This is a genomic window from bacterium, from assembly GCA_029210965.1.
Classification (GTDB): Bacteria; BMS3Abin14; BMS3Abin14; order BMS3Abin14; family BMS3Abin14; genus JALHUC01.
Map to the genome: position 1 here is coordinate 76380 of JARGFZ010000006.1, position 17818 is coordinate 94197.

At 55.1% G+C, this 17818-nt stretch carries 17 protein-coding genes, 1 tRNA gene and 1 pseudogene; all 19 read left to right on the plus strand.

Annotated features, from left to right (window positions below; all coding sequences use genetic code 11):
- Nucleotide 1: 1 nt before the first annotated feature.
- The 19 genes and pseudogenes from P1S59_04340 (at nucleotide 2) to rpsF (ending at nucleotide 17818) form a co-directional block, all read left to right on the plus strand.
- Complete coding sequence (locus P1S59_04340) at nucleotides 2-958, plus strand: selenium metabolism-associated LysR family transcriptional regulator (GenBank protein MDF1525484.1); 957 nt, start codon at nucleotides 2-4, stop codon at nucleotides 956-958.
- Between the two features lie 161 nt (nucleotides 959-1119).
- Complete coding sequence (locus P1S59_04345) at nucleotides 1120-1653, plus strand: hypothetical protein (GenBank protein ID MDF1525485.1); 534 nt, start codon at nucleotides 1120-1122, stop codon at nucleotides 1651-1653.
- A 49-nt stretch (nucleotides 1654-1702) separates the two neighbouring features.
- The gene (gene ftsE, locus P1S59_04350) at nucleotides 1703-2368 is read left to right on the plus strand and encodes a cell division ATP-binding protein FtsE (protein ID MDF1525486.1); all 666 of its coding nucleotides are present in this window, start codon (nucleotides 1703-1705) and stop codon (nucleotides 2366-2368) included.
- On the plus strand, nucleotides 2365-3255 hold the full coding sequence (ftsX, locus tag P1S59_04355; GenBank protein ID MDF1525487.1) for a permease-like cell division protein FtsX: 891 nt from the start codon (nucleotides 2365-2367) through the stop codon (nucleotides 3253-3255). Before ftsE ends, ftsX begins: the two co-directional genes overlap by 4 nt.
- Nucleotides 3252-4400: a peptidoglycan DD-metalloendopeptidase family protein gene (locus P1S59_04360; protein ID MDF1525488.1), complete on the plus strand. Its 1149-nt coding sequence runs from the start codon at nucleotides 3252-3254 to the stop codon at nucleotides 4398-4400. The genes ftsX and P1S59_04360 overlap by 4 nt, the downstream gene beginning before the upstream one ends.
- Nucleotides 4401-4569: 169 nt before the next feature.
- Complete coding sequence (locus tag P1S59_04365) at nucleotides 4570-5913, plus strand: S41 family peptidase (GenBank protein ID MDF1525489.1); 1344 nt, start codon at nucleotides 4570-4572, stop codon at nucleotides 5911-5913.
- Between the two features lie 112 nt (nucleotides 5914-6025).
- Complete coding sequence (locus P1S59_04370; GenBank protein ID MDF1525490.1) at nucleotides 6026-6805, plus strand: divergent polysaccharide deacetylase family protein; 780 nt, start codon at nucleotides 6026-6028, stop codon at nucleotides 6803-6805.
- Nucleotides 6786-7895 carry a tRNA (adenosine(37)-N6)-threonylcarbamoyltransferase complex transferase subunit TsaD gene (tsaD, locus tag P1S59_04375; protein MDF1525491.1) on the plus strand — a complete coding sequence of 370 codons (1110 nt, stop codon included), beginning with the start codon at nucleotides 6786-6788 and terminating at the stop codon, nucleotides 7893-7895. Before P1S59_04370 ends, tsaD begins: the two co-directional genes overlap by 20 nt.
- 3 nt (nucleotides 7896-7898) lie before the next feature.
- Entirely contained in the window at nucleotides 7899-9647 is a 1749-nt protein-coding gene (locus P1S59_04380) for a tetratricopeptide repeat protein (GenBank protein MDF1525492.1), read from the plus strand.
- Nucleotides 9644-10420, plus strand: coding sequence for a hypothetical protein (locus tag P1S59_04385; protein MDF1525493.1), 777 nt, complete (start codon nucleotides 9644-9646; stop codon nucleotides 10418-10420). Before P1S59_04380 ends, P1S59_04385 begins: the two co-directional genes overlap by 4 nt.
- On the plus strand, nucleotides 10417-11280 hold the full coding sequence (gene ispE, locus P1S59_04390; protein MDF1525494.1) for a 4-(cytidine 5'-diphospho)-2-C-methyl-D-erythritol kinase: 864 nt from the start codon (nucleotides 10417-10419) through the stop codon (nucleotides 11278-11280). Before P1S59_04385 ends, ispE begins: the two co-directional genes overlap by 4 nt.
- Before the next feature lie 64 nt (nucleotides 11281-11344).
- Nucleotides 11345-11590 (plus strand): annotated as a pseudogene (gene spoVG, locus P1S59_04395) (septation regulator SpoVG).
- 510 nt (nucleotides 11591-12100) lie between these two features.
- Nucleotides 12101-12175, plus strand: a tRNA-Gln gene (locus P1S59_04400).
- Between the two features lie 41 nt (nucleotides 12176-12216).
- Nucleotides 12217-13158 (plus strand): ribose-phosphate pyrophosphokinase, encoded by a 942-nt coding sequence (locus P1S59_04405; GenBank protein ID MDF1525495.1) that lies wholly within the window; start codon nucleotides 12217-12219, stop codon nucleotides 13156-13158.
- A 31-nt stretch (nucleotides 13159-13189) separates the two neighbouring features.
- The gene (locus P1S59_04410) at nucleotides 13190-13864 is read left to right on the plus strand and encodes a 50S ribosomal protein L25/general stress protein Ctc (protein MDF1525496.1); all 675 of its coding nucleotides are present in this window, start codon (nucleotides 13190-13192) and stop codon (nucleotides 13862-13864) included.
- A 17-nt stretch (nucleotides 13865-13881) separates the two neighbouring features.
- Nucleotides 13882-14463 carry an aminoacyl-tRNA hydrolase gene (gene pth, locus P1S59_04415; GenBank protein ID MDF1525497.1) on the plus strand — a complete coding sequence of 194 codons (582 nt, stop codon included), beginning with the start codon at nucleotides 13882-13884 and terminating at the stop codon, nucleotides 14461-14463.
- Entirely contained in the window at nucleotides 14460-16469 is a 2010-nt protein-coding gene (locus tag P1S59_04420) for a sodium-translocating pyrophosphatase (protein MDF1525498.1), read from the plus strand. The genes pth and P1S59_04420 overlap by 4 nt, the downstream gene beginning before the upstream one ends.
- 528 nt (nucleotides 16470-16997) lie before the next feature.
- Entirely contained in the window at nucleotides 16998-17192 is a 195-nt protein-coding gene (locus P1S59_04425; GenBank protein ID MDF1525499.1) for a DUF951 domain-containing protein, read from the plus strand.
- A gap of 272 nt (nucleotides 17193-17464) precedes the next feature.
- On the plus strand, nucleotides 17465-17818 hold the full coding sequence (gene rpsF, locus P1S59_04430; protein ID MDF1525500.1) for a 30S ribosomal protein S6: 354 nt from the start codon (nucleotides 17465-17467) through the stop codon (nucleotides 17816-17818).

A 17818-nucleotide genomic window follows, 5' to 3' on the forward strand; every position in this document is an offset into this window, starting at 1 on the left:
TATGTCCTTCGACCTGAAACAGCTCAGGGCTTTCGAAGCCGTAGCCAGGTGCGGAGGGTTTTCCCGGGCATCCGAAGAGGTAGGCCTGACGCAGCCCACCCTCAGTACGCACATAAAGAACCTGGAGACCAGTCTCGGAGCTAAACTCTTTGACCGCGCTTCCAGGAGAGTAAACCTAACGCCCACGGGAACTCTCCTTGTGGGATACGCCCGGAAGATCCTCGATCTTTACGAGGAATCTCTTGAAGCAGTAGAAGCCTTCCATGGACAGATCAGGGGGTCTATCCAGGTAGATGCCAGCACTGTTCCCGGGGAATACCTTCTGCCCAGGTGGCTCGTTGATTTTCATCACCGCTACCCGGAAGTTCAGGTGACCCTCACGGTGAGCGATTCAGCCACTGTTCTGAGCCGAGTCGAAAACGGAGATATCGCCATGGGTGTCACGGGAAGCCCGGCCCCCCATCCCCTCCTCGAAAGCAGCCTCCTGTGCGGGGACAGCATCGTTCTGGTGACCGGCGTCGGATCTTTTCCCGTATATTCTGCCGGGGATCTGGACCCTGCTGAATTGGTTAAGATACCTTTGATAAGGAGGGAGTCCGGTTCAGGGACACAGCTCGCCCTGGAAAATGCCCTGCTGCAGTACGGAATCGATCCGGAATCACTCCAATGGGCAGCCACCCTGGGCAGTACCAGGGCCGTGATCGAGGGGGTTCTCGCAGGTCTGGGCAGCGCCTTCCTTTCCCACAGCACCGTGGCAAGGGACATCGCCGGCGGAACCCTGGAAGAAGTACCGGTCAGGAACATCGATATCAAACGAGGTATTTACATTGTCCGCCACAAACAGAGGACTCTGTCTCCTGCAGCATCGTGTTTTCTGCAAGAACTGCTTCGGACCGGCCCTGACCTGGAGGCCCCAGGACGAGCCATAACTGGCTCCAGGATAAATTTTATCGGATAACCCTGCACTGCTGTCAAAAGATGGGGTAAGAGACGCGATATGAAAGACCTTATGAAAAGCAGGATGTTGTTTTGCGTCTTGAAGTGATCTGCTGTGGGTATATAATGTATTGTTTATTTTAAAATTAACGCAAGGAGAGGTTTAAACACAATTGATCGATCATGCTGACAGGATATAACACCGACATAAAGCACGAGGGAGTCGTCTACCACGTCCAGACCGAAGACGGAGGTATAGACAATCCCGTTATTGTCAGCCTGATCTATCAGGGCGGCCGGATACTGGCATCCAGGAAAACCAGCTATACGGATCTGCTCGGAACCGATGATTTTATATCCAAGCTAAGGCACCTTCTGGAGCACCAGCACAAGGTCATGATCAAGGCGATCCTGACAGGGGTTCCCCTCACCGACCAGAAGAAAACATCAACAGATTCCCCAGCGGCGGCGGCTCCTCCATCCGGGCCGGCACCAACGCCCAACCAGCCCCCTGCCCAGGCACCCCAACCCCTGGCACCACTTCAGGTACAGGCGCCACCGCAGGCACAAAAAAGTGTCAACCCCCCATCGACGCCCAAACCACCGTTGGAAGTTCCCCCTGAAACGGCTGCCAATACACCGACGGATCAAGCTGTAGAGAAGAATCTCGATCAGGTGATTCTCGAATATCTCGCGTCCGAGATCGACAAGGATTGATGAGCTATTTCAAACCAGAAACCAGCATCAGGTATCTTTTGAACATCCTATGATCCAGCTTTTTCACGTCAGCAAGCTTTACCAGAAGGACGTCCCTGCCCTGCAGGATCTGAACCTTCACGTTCCAAAGGGCGATTTCGCCTTCATTACCGGCCCCAGCGGAGCTGGTAAAAGCACCCTTTTAAAGATGCTTTTCGCAGAGGAGCGGCCCACCACCGGACAGATCCTTGTCCACGGACGTAATATCGCCCGCCTGCCTGCTTCTCGCATACACACTCTCAGACGCGAGATAGGGATCGTTTTCCAGGATTTTAAACTCCTTCCCAACAGGAACGTATTTGAAAATGTGGCCCTGGCGCTTGAGGTTCTGGGAATGCCGCGAAGGGAGATCAGCCGCCGTGTCTGGCTCATGCTGAAAAGGCTCGGGATTCATCATAAGATGAGAGCAAACCCTCTCACTCTCTCTGGCGGTGAGCAGCAGCGTGTCGCCATAGCGAGGGCCCTCGTTAACGAACCCATCATTCTCCTCGCCGATGAACCCACAGGAGGTCTGGATGCAGAAGCCTCCCAGCGGATCATGGACGTTTTCGCGGATGTCAATGCCAGAGGAACCACTGTTATCGTTGCAACCCACAACCTGGAGATCGTCCGGACGATGGGGCGCAGAGTGATCCACCTTGAAGGGGGGCGACTTATTACGGGGGGAACCCCGTGAACCGTTTCCTTTCCTCAATTGGCAGGGCGGCAACGAACCTTCGCCAGGGCTGGTTTACCAGCTCCATAACAATCGGTATCATATCCATCTGTCTTTTCCTTGTGGGCGGATACCTCCTCATGACCCATAACCTTCAGGGGATCCTGGAAACATGGAAAACTCAAGTCCGGGTCACGGTCTATCTGAGGGACGGTTTCCCGGAGGAGGATATCCTCACTTTTCAGGACCGTCTCTCATCCCTGCCCGAGGTTCACTCAGTAACCTACACGACCAAGAACAAAGCATTGGAAGAGTTCGGTGTCATGCTCGGGGATGATCGGTTCCTGATCGACAGCCTGGACCGCAACCCCCTCCCTGCCAGCTTGCGGATAACTCCCAAAGACCCATACCGCAACCTGGATGGGGTCAAAATCATCCTGGGCGCCATTGGAGATGAACCGCTGGTCCAGGACATCCAGTATGGGCAGGACTGGCTCGACAGACTGGACAGACTTTTTTATATCCTTGGTTTTGGCGCAGTTGTACTGGGGCTGACACTTTCCCTCGCAGCCGTATTCATCATATCCAACACCATCAAGATCACCGTCATGGCCAGAAGGGATGAGTTGGAGATCATGCGTTTTGTGGGTGCAACAGAAGGTTTTATACGCCTGCCCTTCCTGGTGGAAGGCGTGATCCAGGGCATGGCGGGTGCTGTTCTATCCCTCGGTCTGCTCAGCGGTGTTCACGCCCTGGTAGCCAGCCGTTCGGACCAGCCGATTCTCAAGATCCTGAACATCGATTCCCTTTCATTTCTTCCCCTTTCAGCTATCGGTGCCATCCTGCTCGGCGGGATGGTCCTGGGCGGACTGGGAAGTCTGGCCTCGGTAGGGAAACACTCGCGATGATGAGCTTTTTTCTCAGGTTGTTCCTGGCGGCGTTCATCGTCCTTGCCCCTGCTGCCCGGGGTGAGAACCCGGCGGAGACCATTGACGAGACCAAAGAGCAGCTCGAAAGCATCCAGAAACGCATGGGGACAGCCCAGGAAAGAATAACCAGCAGTGAAAAACGGGAAAGATCGATCCTGGGCGACCTGGAGTTTTTTGACAGGGAGATCAACAGGGTTCGTGTAAAGGTCAGGAAACTGGACAGTCAGGAGCGTGACCTCAAAGGAAAGATCTCAGCCTCTGAAAGCAAACTGAAGGAGATCAGACGGCAAAAAGAGAAGGCGGCAGGGTGGCTTTCCATGCGATCTGCCGCACTTTACAAAGCCGGCCACCTGAGTTATCTAAAGACCCTATTGAACTCTGCCGGGATCGAGGATCTTCAACGACGATCTTACTACCTGAAGATACTGGCCGAAAAGGATTCCGAGCTCTTTAACTTTTCTACGGAACTTTACCGAAGTGAACAGACGCAGGTTGGGGCTCTGCGGTCCGCCAAGGCTCAGCTGGTTTCGACCCGTCGCGACCAGGAAGAGAGCCTCACGATCCTGGCGCGCAAGAAGCGTGACAAGGATCTGATACTCGCCGCGGCCAGGGATACAAAAGAAAAGAACGCTTCCCTGCTCAAAGAGCTTGGGTCATCGGCGTCCCACCTGAAAAACATGCTCGACGCTTTACAACTCCAGGCAGAAACAGGTGAATCCGCCTTCCCAACCCTGAAGGGTTCTCTGAAAAGGCCTGTATCGGGGAGAGTGGTTAAATCCTTCGGAAGGAACCGAACCGGCCGGTTTAACACATACATTCTTTCCAACGGGGTGACGATCCAATCGGCGGAAGGCACTCCCATCAGATCCGTTTATGGAGGAAAGGTCATCTTCGCTGATTGGTTCAGCGGTTATGGCAGGATCATCATCGTTGACCATGGAGGAGGGTATTACACCCTGTACGGACACCTTCTGGAACTTATGGTCGCGGTGGGTGACGAAGTCGAAGCGGACAAGATCATCGGCCTTGTAGGAGACAGCGGTTCACTGGAAGGGGCTGCCCTCTATTTCGAGATAAGATACCACGGGAAACCGGTGGACCCTTCCCCGTGGTTTAAAGGATGATTACATTTCGTGCAGGATTCAACATCAGAACGACGTTGGACTATTGTGTGCAGCACCAGCAAACCACATGAAAGTGACTGGATCGGCCTTCAATCTCAGAGGTTAGGCTGATCCGTAATGGTAATGAAGGTGGATGGCAACGTCCATCATGCAAAAGGAGGAATATCTCATGAGACCTATCAGGTACCTCAAAACCGGGGTGCTGGTTGCGCTCCTTATACTGGTGGGGGTGACGACAGATAATAGAAGTCCCATTGGCGACGCCCAGGCATACGACAACCAGACCTATGACCAGATCCGCCTGTTCTCGGAAGCCCTTTCCATCGTTCAGAAAAACTACGTCGAGGAGCCTGAATCACAGGAGCTTGTGCGCGGGGCTATCAAGGGCATGCTCAACTCCCTCGATCCCCACAGCTCCTTCATGAACCCTGACATGTACAAGGAAATGCAGATAGACACCCAGGGCGAGTTCCAGGGGATCGGCATCACCATCGGGACCAGGGACGGGATACTTACCGTTATCGCCCCCATTGACGACACACCCGCGTTCCGCGCCGGCATCCTTGCCGGAGACAAGATCGTGATGATCGAGGACACCTCCACCAAGGACATGAGCCTCATGCAAGCGGTAAAGATCATGAGGGGCCCCAAGGGCACCAAGGTGACGATCAGCATCGTCAGGGAAGGTGAACCGGAGCCGATCAAGTACACCATCACCCGTGATGTCATTCCTCTGTTCAGCGTGAAGGTCAAGGATCTCGACCCAAATATCGGTTATGTGAGGATCGCCCAGTTTGCGAAGAAAACCTCTGCAGAGTTTATCGAGGCCCTCGAAAAGATACGTGGGGAAAAGGGAGAGGCCTTCAAGGGCCTGGTTCTGGACCTCAGGAACAACCCCGGGGGTCTTCTGGTATCGGCCATTGAGATCGCAAACGTTTTCGTTGATTCCGGACCTATCGTTACGACCAAGGGACGCCTGCAGAACCAGAACTTCGCCTACAACGCCAAGAGTAAGGGTACGGAGCCTGATTACCCTATAGTGGTCCTGGTTAACGGCGGGTCAGCCAGCGCTTCAGAAATCGTCGCAGGCGCGCTTCAGGATTACAAAAAGGCTATTCTCATCGGCACGACCACCTTCGGCAAGGGATCGGTCCAGACCATTTATCGACTGGGAGACGGGTCAGGCATGAGGGTAACCACCGCCAGGTACTTCACCCCTTCCGGCAGATCCATCCAGGCCACAGGGATCGAACCGGACATCGTCGTCAGAAACCACACCGGCACACCCAAAGGTCACGTTAGAGAGAAGGATTTGACCGGGCACCTGGAGAACAATCAGGTGAAGGAAGACAAGACTTTGAGTGAAGACGCGGAAGAGGAAGCCCCATCCATGGACATCATTCCCGAGGATCCAGCCCAGGACCTTCAGCTCATGAGGGCCATCGACCTCCTCAAGGGTCTGGAACTGTTCAAGGATCTGCAGAGCGCAGCCGACACCAGGGTCAAGGAGTAGGAAACTGGCCGCCGCTTCAAAATCCGGGCGGCGAAAGACCCGGAAGAAAACAACGAAAAAGAAAAACAACCGGAACCTGCTCTGGCTGCTGGTTCCGGTTGTTGCCGTGATCATGGTCACAGCAGGGGTTGTCCTGTACAACCTGATACCTGTCAAACCTCACTTGCCCCCTGTTGTGGACAAAGTCACGATCCCGGTCCAGCCTTTGAAGATGAAGGTAGTAGCTGTTATTATTGACGATATGGGGCACAACGACCAGGCAGCCCGGCCCTTCATCGAAATGGATCACCCTGTGGCCCTTTCCATCCTTCCCGAGAGAACCTTTTCCAGGGAGCTGGCCTCGGAGGCGACCCAGCGCGGCAAGACGATCCTCCTTCACCTGCCCATGGAGCCAGTGGGCTATCCCGGGGTCGACCCCGGTCCGGGGGCCATCCTCCTTTCTCAAAGCAGGGAGGAAATAAGGGAAGTTCTGGAAAGGGATCTCGCCTCGATCCCAGGAGTCGTGGGGATCAATAACCACATGGGTTCCAGAGCAACCACTGATCCCATGGTCATGGAGACTGTCCTGGATCTCATCAACAAAAAGGAACTCTTTTTTATCGACAGCCGGACTTCTCCGGAAACCGTTGCCTTGAAGCTCGCCAGGGAAATGGGGATCCCGTCTGCCAGACGAGATGTGTTCCTGGACAACATACCGACCCCTTCCGCCATCGATGCCAGGACCGATGAACTCCTGGACCTTGTTGAAGAAAGAGGGTGGGCCATCGGGATCGGTCATGCCAATGTCGAAACAGCTAATGCTCTGGAAAGAATGGCCAAAAAAGCCGGCCAGAGAAACATCCAGTGGATATCTTTAGAAAGCCTTATTGCCTATGCTTATACTGGGAATTGAGACATCCTGCGACGATACCGCAGCAGCAGTTGTCCAGGACGGCAGCCGGGTGCTTTCTTCGGTGGTCCAGAATCAGGACGACCTGCACTCCCCCTTTGGGGGGATCGTCCCGGAAATGGCCTCCAGGAGACATCTCGAAGTGATCGATTCCGTCGTCCGCCGGGCCATCGAATCTTCCACTGTATCCCTTGAGGAACTGGATCTTATATCGGTCACCGCAGGACCAGGACTGGTAGGGTCTCTTCTGGTGGGCCTCTCCTATGCCAAAGGCCTTTCCTACGCCACGGGCCTTCCTCTGGTCCCCGTAGACCATATCCAGGGACACCTGATGACCCTGGATCTGGCAGGAGGCACCCCCCTTCCCGCGGTTTCCCTTGTATCGTCGGGAGGTCACACGACCCTTTACCATTTGAGCGCTGAGGCCCCCCCCATGGTCCTGGGTACCACCCTGGATGACGCTGCCGGCGAGGCCCTGGACAAGGCTGCCAAAATGCTCAGTCTGGGATATCCGGGCGGCCCGGCCATGGAAAAAGCTGCCTTGGGTGGAAATGCATCAGCCCTGGAACTTCCCCGGCCTCTTTCCGGGAAAGACACTCTGGATTTCAGTTTCAGTGGGCTGAAAACTTCCCTCTTTACCTGGCTCAAGCGCGAGGGCTATTTCGACAGTACTACCCGGGGCAGGCGTCTGCCCCTTTCCATAGCTGATCTGGCTGCATCCTATCAGCAGGCCGTGGTGGACACATTGATTGAAAGGTGCCTCATAGCCCTCAGGCGCACCGGGACCCCCAACCTGCTCATCGTAGGCGGGGTTGCCCGAAACGCTCTGCTCCGTGAGCAAGCCGCGGCAACAGCGGTTGAAGAAGGGTTCCAGGTACACTTCCCTCCTCCGGACCTTTGTACGGACAACGCTGCCATGATAGCTGCTCTGGGTTACAGGCAGCGGAAAAGGGCTGCAGTGGACTCCCTGGATATAAACGCCTTTTCCACAAAGGCGCTGAGATCGGATTTTCTAACGCTTGCCAAAACAGGCTCAGCAAAATCCGCTAAAAAACCGGTCAGAAAATCGGCCAGGAACTTCGGAGGCTTCTAGGTAATGTTTACCATTAAAAAAACCACGACTTGCGCCGCACTATTGATCCTGCTCATATCCATGGGCTGCGCGGTTACACCCGACCCCAAGTCACAGCCGCTGCCCGAAGGACACCCCCCTGTAAAGAGCCAGACCGGCCATGGCTTCAGGGACGCCCAGTCCGAAGCCTACGCCTCCTACATGTACGGCCTCATGCTGCAGGACGAAGGACGGTATCAGGACGCTATCGGTTTTCTTCAAATCGCTTCACAGCTGGATGCCAGGTCACCTGAGATACTGGATCAGCTGATGCGGTTGTACATGGGGGAGAATAAACGATCCGAGGCCAAAGAGACTGCTGAAAAGCTCCTTTTGCTCGATCCGCAGTGGGCTGACGCCCACATATTGCTGGGGCAGATCTATCTGGACACAGATCAGCCTATCGATGCGGTGAACCACCTCGAGATCGCTCTGGAACTTTCTCCTGAACAGACAAACGTCACCTTTCTGCTCGCCGATGCCCTTGAAAGAACCGGGAACGTCGAGCAGGCTATTGCCTCTCTTGAGGAACTCACTCATTCAGAGGAGCACAAAGCCATAGCCCATTTTTACATTGCACGGCTGCACATGCGCTCCGGAGACCTGGAACCGGCCCTTGACTCTCTCGTCAAAGCTATCGAACTCAACCCTGCCCTTGTGAAAGGCGTGGGAGAGTTGGGGGGACAGATGGAAGGTGAGGGCCAGACAGAAGAAGCCATAGGGTTTTACACGGGTTACCTTGAAAGGGATCCGGGGAATACTCCAGTAAGGGAGCTTCTGGCCAGGATCCTCATCAGGGAAAAACGCTACGACGAAGCCAGACAGCAAATTACTATCGTTCTGGAGGAAGAACCTGAGAACCATGGAGCGCTGCTCCTCATGGGCCTTATTGAAGCCAACGATGGGAACTACGACAAGGCGTTGGAGATATTTACCAGTGTCCGCAAGATGACACCCGATAATTTTGACATCATCCTTCAGATCGGGATCCTGCAGCGGCAACTGAAGATGTACTCTGAAGCCATCGCCACCTTCCAGGATGCCGCCAGGATAGCCCCCAACAGATTCGAACCACACCTGAACCTTGCTGTCGCCTACGACATGAAGGATGAACTGGAAAGGGCCGTTGAAAGCGCCCAGGCCGCTCTTGCCATGGAGCCGGACCGCAGTAATATCCGTGCCTTTCTGGCTCAGCTTCTCGTGAGAAAGAAACAATATACGGAGGCCGAGGAGATCCTGCGGCAAGGTCTCGTAAAAACCCCGGATGACACCGCAATCCTCTATCAACTGGCAATCACATACGATCGCGACAACCGGTTTGACCTCGCAGTTGATGTCCTCAAACGTATCATCGAGATCGATCCAGAGCATTACGACGCTATGAACTACCTGGGGTATTCCTGGGCCGAGAAACGCATCAACCTGGAAGAATCCCTGGTTCTGGTAAAGAAAGCCATGGAGATCCGGCCAGATGCTGCCTATATCATGGACAGTCTCGGGTGGGTTTACTACCGATTGGAACGGTATGAGGAAGCCCTGGAAATACTGCTCAAGGCAGGCAAGAAAATGGATGGCGACCCCACCGTTTTGGAGCACATTGGCGACACGTATGACAAGCTGGGAAAGGTGGACCTTGCTATCGAATTCTGGTCACTGACCCTCAAAGCTGATCCCGGCAATGCCAGCGTTCTTGAAAAACTCAAGGATAAGGGGGCCATAGAGACTGCACCATGAAAAGATATTACTGGGGAGCTGTCATTATCCTCCTGGTGGCCTGGGGGACGGCCTGCGCACCACGGCAGATCAAACCGGTGGCCGCAATAGATCCCGCGCCCCTGCTCGAAAAGATCGACACGCGACGGATGGCGTTTGAACAGGGGCTCTCCGGAACTGTGGAGTTGGCCTTTTACGGTAAAAAACGCTTTAACGGGAAAGTCTATATAGTGGCATTTCCGGATGGCAGGTTTCGTCTGGAGGTCCCGGGTCCCTTCGGGGGCACCCATCTTGTTATGGCAAGCGACAACACCGAGATCCTGGCTTTCTACCCTGGTGACAACAGAGCCTTCCGAAGCGAGGTGGATGGCAAATCCATAAACCCCCACCTCCTCTTCCCCCTGCCGGTGGATCCGGCCATACTCCCAGCCATGATCATGGGTGTATTACCGGCAAACAGTGACCTTTCCGATGCACAGGCTCACCTCATGGACTCCGGTGAAAAGCTTCTTGAAGCAGCAGCGGCAGATAGAGAGCTTCAGTATACATATCTTTTCGCAAAAGGACCCCAAAGCCCCCTTCGCCAGGTCACGATCCGGGGAGAGGGTATGGATGTGTTGGTACGCACCTTCCATGATAACGGTCACCTGCCCCGGGGTTTTACGATCACTCTATCTGAAGGTATCCTTAAAGGAGAATGGGACTCAGTCACACCCTTTAAGGGTGATGGGTCAGCTCTCTGGCCTCGTCTTCCAGACTCCGTACCGGTAACCGACCTGGAAGCATCTCCGTGATCCGACTCCTCGCACCGGCAAAGGTAAACCTGACTCTGCGAGTTCTCGGGCGCCGCGAGGACGGCTATCACGAAATCGAGAGCCTTGTCCAAAAGATCTCCCTCTATGACAGGATCACCCTGTCCGAAAGAGGTGAACCGGGGATTCATCTGACCTGTTCCGACCCCTCCCTCCCCACCGGGCCAGACAACCTCGCCTACCTGGCAGCGCAGCTCATAATGGAAGACTCCCAAACCCGGGAAAAGGGGATATCGATCCACCTGGACAAAGCCATTCCCCACGGTGCCGGACTGGGCGGAGGAAGCAGTGACGCTGCATCTGTTCTGATGGGTCTAAATACCCTCTGGAAGCTCTCCCGGACCCGTGAAGAACTTGCAGAGTTTGCCCAAAAGATCGGTTCGGATGTTCCTCTCTTCCTCCATCCATCCCCCTCACTGATCACCGGGCGGGGGGAAAAGATCGAACCATCACCCATACTGATCAATGCAACATACGTCGTGGTTTCCCCTGAATTTTCCGTCTCCACTCAGTGGGCCTATTCCAATTTCCGTTTGACAAAGGAACCTGATAAATATACGCTTTCCGGACTCCACAGGACTGAGAAAGAGGCGCTGCCTCCGGACCAATGGCAAAACCTTCTCATAAACGATCTTGAGGAAGCAGTGACCACACGCCATCCCGAGATTGGCAGATGCAAAGAAGACCTTCTCCGGGCAGGAGCAAGCGCATCGCTGATGTCAGGGAGTGGTTCCACTGTTTTTGGTCTATTTGAGGACAGACAAACGGCTGAGAAAGCTGTCGCGCATTTAATGGAAGGTGGCTCTCGGGTCGCACAGATCGCGTCACCCATCTTCTCTTAAGCTACCGGGTTTTAGCAGTACAACGTGCATCAACTTAAGCAACTGGGGAAAGGAAGGTGCCTGGATGAAAATCACCGATGTTAAAGTATTCCCGGTGGACGAAGACAAGTTAAAAGCCTATGCCACGATCACTTTTGAGAACTGTTTCATTGTCAGAGATCTGAAGGTTATCAGCGGCAACAAGGGCTACTTCATTGCTATGCCCAGCAAGAAAAGGAAGGACGGCACCTTCCGGGACGTGGCGCACCCGTTAAACAGCGAAACACGAAAGATGATCGAGGATTCAGTTCTGGAGGTCTACGAGAGGGAGAACGTGTCCGTTCCGGCCCCAGTCCTCAATAGTGAAGACAACACCATGGATACAGGTGACTCCCCGATGGACATCGAAGACGGTTCCCCGCTTGTGGAAAGCGAGGCGGTGGATTTCGTGGAGGATAGCGGGGATGAAGAAATCGACGCCATGGAATTTAAGGACGATGTCCTCGAAACAGATACCACAGACACGGAACCTGATGAGATCGCCGAGACGACCGCCGAACCAGACATAGAGGAAGACATTGAGGAAGAAGCTGTAGCTGTGAGCACAGGAACTGTTGGGCCAGATCAACCGGAAGAAAGAGAAAAGGGCGCGGAGGAGAACCCCGTCATTGAGGGTTCCGACGACCCCGAAAAGGCTTTTGGTTACGAAGAGTGATGGATTCCCAAAAAGTCCAATAAACAGGTTGCACTTATAGCATGGTTGGGGTATCACGCCAAAGACGTGACCGCCTCGTAAAAAGATCGGAACACTTTTTACGGGGCAGATAAGAAAGATGCGTACTGGGGCGTCGACAAACGGTAAGTCACGGGACTTTGGCTCCCGCATCTGTAGGTTCGAATCCTACCGCCCCAGCCAACATAAAAACAAACCGTAGCGAAGCGAGAACAGGCTTAAAGATGAACAGCCGCATCAAGTTGTTTACCGGCAACGCTAATCCCAAACTGGCCAAACGGATCTGCAATCACCTGGATGAACCCCTGGGCAACGCTGTCGTAAGGGAGTTCTCTGACGAAGAGATAATGGTGGAGATCTCTGAGAATATCCGGGGCGCCGATACCTTTGTGATCCAGTCCACCTGCCGGCCGGGGAATACCAACCTCATGGAGCTCCTTATCCTCATCGATGCCTTGAAAAGGGCGTCGGCCTGGCGGATAACAGCTATAATCCCCTACTTCGGCTACGCCAGGCAGGACAGGAAGGTCGCTCCCAGGGCCCCTATTACAGCAAAACTCGTGGCCGACCTCATCACAGTCGCGGGAGCTTCCAGGGTACTGACCATGGATCTTCACGCGGGCCAGATCCAGGGCTTCTTCGATATTCCGGTGGATCACCTGTATTCGGCGCCGGTTCTGTTGTCCTACCTGACCAAACTGCATCTGGGAGAGGTCGTGGTCGTATCACCCGATGCGGGGGGCGTGGAAAGGGCAAGGGCCTTTGCAAAAAGGCTGGGCGTGGGCCTTGCGATCATCGACAAACGCCGGACTGGCCCCAACGTCAGCCAGGTGATGAACATCATCGGCGATGTGGAAGGCAAAGCGGCTATCGTGGTCGACGACATGATCGACACGGGCGGTACACTGACTCAGGGACTGGAATCGCTTAAAGCGGCTGGCGCAGGACCCATATACGCCTGTGCTGCACACCCGGTATTCTCCGGCCCCGCGATCCAGCGCCTTGCCGACTCACCAGCTGAAAAGATCATCGTAACGGACACAATCCCCCTTAGTGAAGAAGCCTTAAAATGCGAAAAAATAGTCCAGCTTAGTGTGGATGAACTTCTTGCGGAAGCGATCCGCAGGATCCACAATAACGAATCCGTCAGTTCGCTGTTTGTCTGACGAGACGTCATAAAAAGGAGGAAACACCAGAATGTCAACAAACAAAATCACAGCTGAGGTGAGAGAGACCACCGGCAAAGGCGTGGCACGAAAGCTGCGCGCGGCCGGCAGGATCCCTGCTGTCCTTTATGGGCAGGGCCATGATGGAGTCTCCCTTACCCTTGACAGTTACGAGCTCAATCAGCTCCTGACCACTTCCGGAGCCAAAACCAGTGTTCTTGAGCTGGAGGTCAAGGATGGGGGTAAAGGCCCCAGAAGGAACGTTCTGATAAAAGAGGTGCAGAAGCACCCTTACAAGGACATCATTCTTCACATGGATCTCCTTGAGATCGCCATGGACGAGGAAATCTCGGTCATGGTACCCATTGAGATCGTGGGCACGGCCAAAGGTGTCAGGCTGGATGGCGGTATCCTGGAGATGAAGAGACGTGAACTGGAGATCGTGTGTCTGCCGCACATCATTCCGGATTCCCTCACTATCGATGTCACCGATCTTGAGATCGGGGACAACATCCATGTCGAGGACGTGAAAGTTCCGGTGGGCGTCACCATCCCCCACGACACCAACTTCACCATCCTGACCCTCGTAGCCCCGGCCGTCGAGGTTGAGGAGGAAGAGGAACTGGTGGAAGGTGAAGAAGTTGAGGAAGGGGAAGGCGAACCCGGAGAGAAAGAATCCGATACCGGGGAGGACGAGGAGGAGTAAACCTCCTGGCAGCCTTGATGTGGTTGATCGCGGGACTGGGGAACCCTGGCTCCGATTATATAGACACCCGACACAACCTGGGTTTCATGGTGGTCGATGCCCTGGCTGCTCGTTGGAAGATCCCTTTTAGCGAGACTGGTAAGTACCTTCTCCTTGGAAGAGGAAGGAGACGGGGCGGGAACATCTTACTTGCCAAGCCTCTCGCTTACATGAACAGGAGCGGCGAGGTCATCGGCCCCCTCGCCGCAAGGGAAAAGGTAGAGATCTCCCGGATGCTCATCATCGTGGATGACCTGGACCTTCCGCTGGGAACGGTTCGGTTCCGTCCTCGAGGTGGAACTGCCGGCCACAGGGGCATGGAATCCATCGTGGAGCACCTCGGTCACGAGAACTTTGCCAGGATCAGGCTTGGCATCGGACGACCTGAAGAAAAGAACATGGCTGAGAGCGATTACGTTCTCAAGCCTTTTGAGCAAGATGAACTGCCGGTGGTCAAGAAGGTTGTCGACGAGACCGCGCGACTCGCAGAGAGAGTGGTTTTTGAGGGGGTCACCGATCCCGTAACGCTGGTAATTAAAGAAAACAAGGAGGGAATATGATCTGGACTAACCTTGCCCCGCTCTTCGGTGCAGCGGGCCTGCTCTTCGCCTTTGGGGTTTTCCTCTATATGAAGAAGCAGCCCGTCGGGACCGACGCAATGGCCGAGCTTTCGGATATGATCCACGATGGCGCCATGGTCTACCTCAAGCGCCAGTATACCATTTTGGCCGGATTCATAGTCGTCGTTTTCGGCCTGCTGTACTGGAAGCTCGAGCCCCAGACCGCATGGGCCTTCCTGGGCGGAGCGCTATGCTCGATTTTGGCGGGCTATTTCGGCATGAAAGCCGCCACCCGGGCCAACGTCAGGACCTCCCAGGCCGCAACAGAGAGCGGTCAGGCCAAAGCTCTTAGTGTCGCCTTTGCCGGCGGCGCCGTCATGGGTATGTCGGTGGCCAGCCTCGGCCTCATCGGTGTGGGCATTCTCTTTATCATGTTCGGCGACCCTGAGACTGCCAAGTACATCAACGGCTTCGCCATGGGCGCCTCTTCCATCGCCCTGTTCGCTCGTGTGGGCGGAGGCATTTTCACGAAAACCGCTGACGTCGGGGCAGACCTTGTAGGTAAGGTCGAAGCCGGCATTCCTGAAGACGACCCCAGAAACCCCGGTGTCATCGCCGACAACGTTGGCGACAACGTGGGTGACGTAGCCGGCATGGGGGCTGATATCTTCGAGTCCTACGTGGGCTCCATGATCGCCACTATCGCCCTTGCCGCCACCTCTGCCGCCATTGTCCCCGAAATGCGCAGCGCCTACATGGCCCTGCCCCTGCTCCTGGCCATGGCCGGAATCGTATGCTCAGCCATCGGCATCTTCTCCATCAAGATCCTCGAGAGGTTGTCCCCCGCGGCAGCTCTGAGATACTCGACCTTTATCGCTGCCGGCCTGCTCCTCGGCACAGCCTTTTTCATGGTCAAGGGCACCGGCATCAACGTCGGCGTCTTCTGGGCCATCCTGTCCGGCACCTTGGCCGGAATTCTTATCGGCCTCATCACCGAGTACTACACGGCCGGTCAACCGATCCGCAATATCGCCAAGGCCAGTGAGACAGGCGCGGCCACTAACATTATCACCGGCCTGGCAGTGGGCTATCAATCCACCGCCATCCCCATACTTATTATCGGCACAGCTATCATTATCGCGTCCTACGCTGCGGCGCCCATGAGCCTTTACGGCATCGCCATAGCCGCTGTGGGCATGCTGGCCACCGTGGGCATCACCATGTCGGTGGACGCCTATGGGCCCATCGCCGACAACGCTGGCGGCATCTCCGAGATGGCGGGCCTTGGTCCGGAGACCCGGAAGATCACTGACAGTCTCGACGCCTTGGGCAACACCACTGCCGCCATCGGCAAAGGGTTTGCCATCGGGTCAGCCGCCCTGACCGCCCTTGCCATGTTCGCCGCCTACACCAAGGCGGTGGGCCTTACGGTCATCGACCTGTCTACACCCAAAGTGGTTGTCGGCATGTTCATCGGCGGCATCGTGCCGTTTTTGGTCGCTGCAATGACCATGACCTCCGTGGGTAAAGCAGCCTTTAAAATGGTCGAGGAGATCCGCCGCCAGTTCCGCGAGATCCCCGGCATTATGGAAGGCACCGGCAAGCCCGACTCGGCCCGCTGTATCGATATCTCCACCACCGCCGCCCTCCAGGAGATGGTTGCACCCGGTCTTCTCGCGGTCCTCACCCCTGTTATCGTCGGGTTCGTCCTGGGCAAGGAAGCCCTCGGCGGCACCCTGGCCGGTGCCACCCTGTGTGGTGTTTTCCTGGCACTGTTCATGTCCAACGCGGGCGGAGCCTGGGACAACGCCAAGAAGTACATCGAGGAAGGCCATCACGGCGGCAAGGGCTCTGACGCCCACCACGCTGGTGTTGTCGGCGACACTGTGGGTGACCCCTTCAAGGACACCTCGGGTCCCGCCATGAACATCCTCATCAAGCTCATGTCGGTTGTGTCCCTGGTGCTGGCACCGCTGTTTGCGAGTATTGCGCCGTTGATCAAATAAAAAACAGGGACTAAAAGTATAATTAAAGCAGGGGCTGACCTTATGGTTGGTCCCTGTTTTTTATTTGAGCACGCAGCACGCAGGAGGGAAGGCAGGGCGGAGGGCGAAGAGAGGAAGGAGGAAGGAGGAAGGAGGAAGGAGGAAGGTACAGTCCAACGTTCAAGGTCCAATGTCCAACAATGTCATTGCGAGGAGCGACGAGATGGACGAGAGCGACGCGGTAATCTCGAAAGTATTTATAACTTCTTTACAGCAGTTTTCATCTTACTAATCCCATCCTTCCCTAAGGCTCCTAAAACCAGGTAGTGTCAGAGCAGAAAATATAGCATTCCCCTACTCTGCGTCAGTCTACCATAACCCCATGTTTGAGTTCTGACCGAAAAATGCATTGCTGGTTAGCTTTTTCTAGACACCAGACACCAGATACTAGACACTGTTTTTAAAAGTTGACACCATCCGCCTTCGCTAACGGCTGTCGATCAGCTACGGCGGACAAGGACACCAGACTCCAGTTTGCGAGGACGTAGCATGACGCAAAGGCCCGACACCAGACACTCCGAAGCCGGGCCTACTGTCCGGCTTCGGAAGCCCCACCCCTGCGGCAGCAATGAATTCACCGTCATCCGGGAAAGTGTGGTGGTCACTCTGAAGTGCAACACCTGCGGGTCGTTTGTGAGGATGCCGAAAGACAAGTTCGTTAAAGCAGTGAAGTGTGAACCGTGAATAGTCAAGGATGTCCATCCATGATTCATCGCTCACTACAAGAGTTAACAGTTCACCTTTCACAGTTCACTGTTCACCTATAACGACCCCTGCCTTTTGCAACTCCGGCCATCTTCCTGTCCATCTTCTGTCATCTTCTTGCCATGCACCCTGAATTATGCTACACAAACTCTTCCACATTCGTACCCCTCCAGGGGTCGTTATAAACTCCTTGCTCCCGTCTGCCGGACCTTCCCGCCGAACGGGGGCTGTAGCCCGAAAGGAGAACACATTTGAAAGGCTACGAGTCTATTTGTATTCTGCACCCTGACCTCACTGAAGATGAGGTCAAGGGGACCATCGAGCGTTACTCCGAGCTCATCGCCGTCAACGGCGGCGAGGTGATCAAGTCCGAGCATTGGGGTCAGCGCAAACTCGCCTATGCGGTCCAGGGCCACCCAAGAGGCCACTACATCTATCTCCTCTATACCGGAGGCCCGGAAACGATCTCGGAACTGGAGAGAAACCTCCGGATCCTCGATCAGAATATCCGGTACATGACGGTGAAGGTAGATGACGTAGAGGAGACCGCCAAGGCCAAACCTCAGCTTCTTGAAGATCCGACCCTTTCAGTCCAGGAAGGCTAA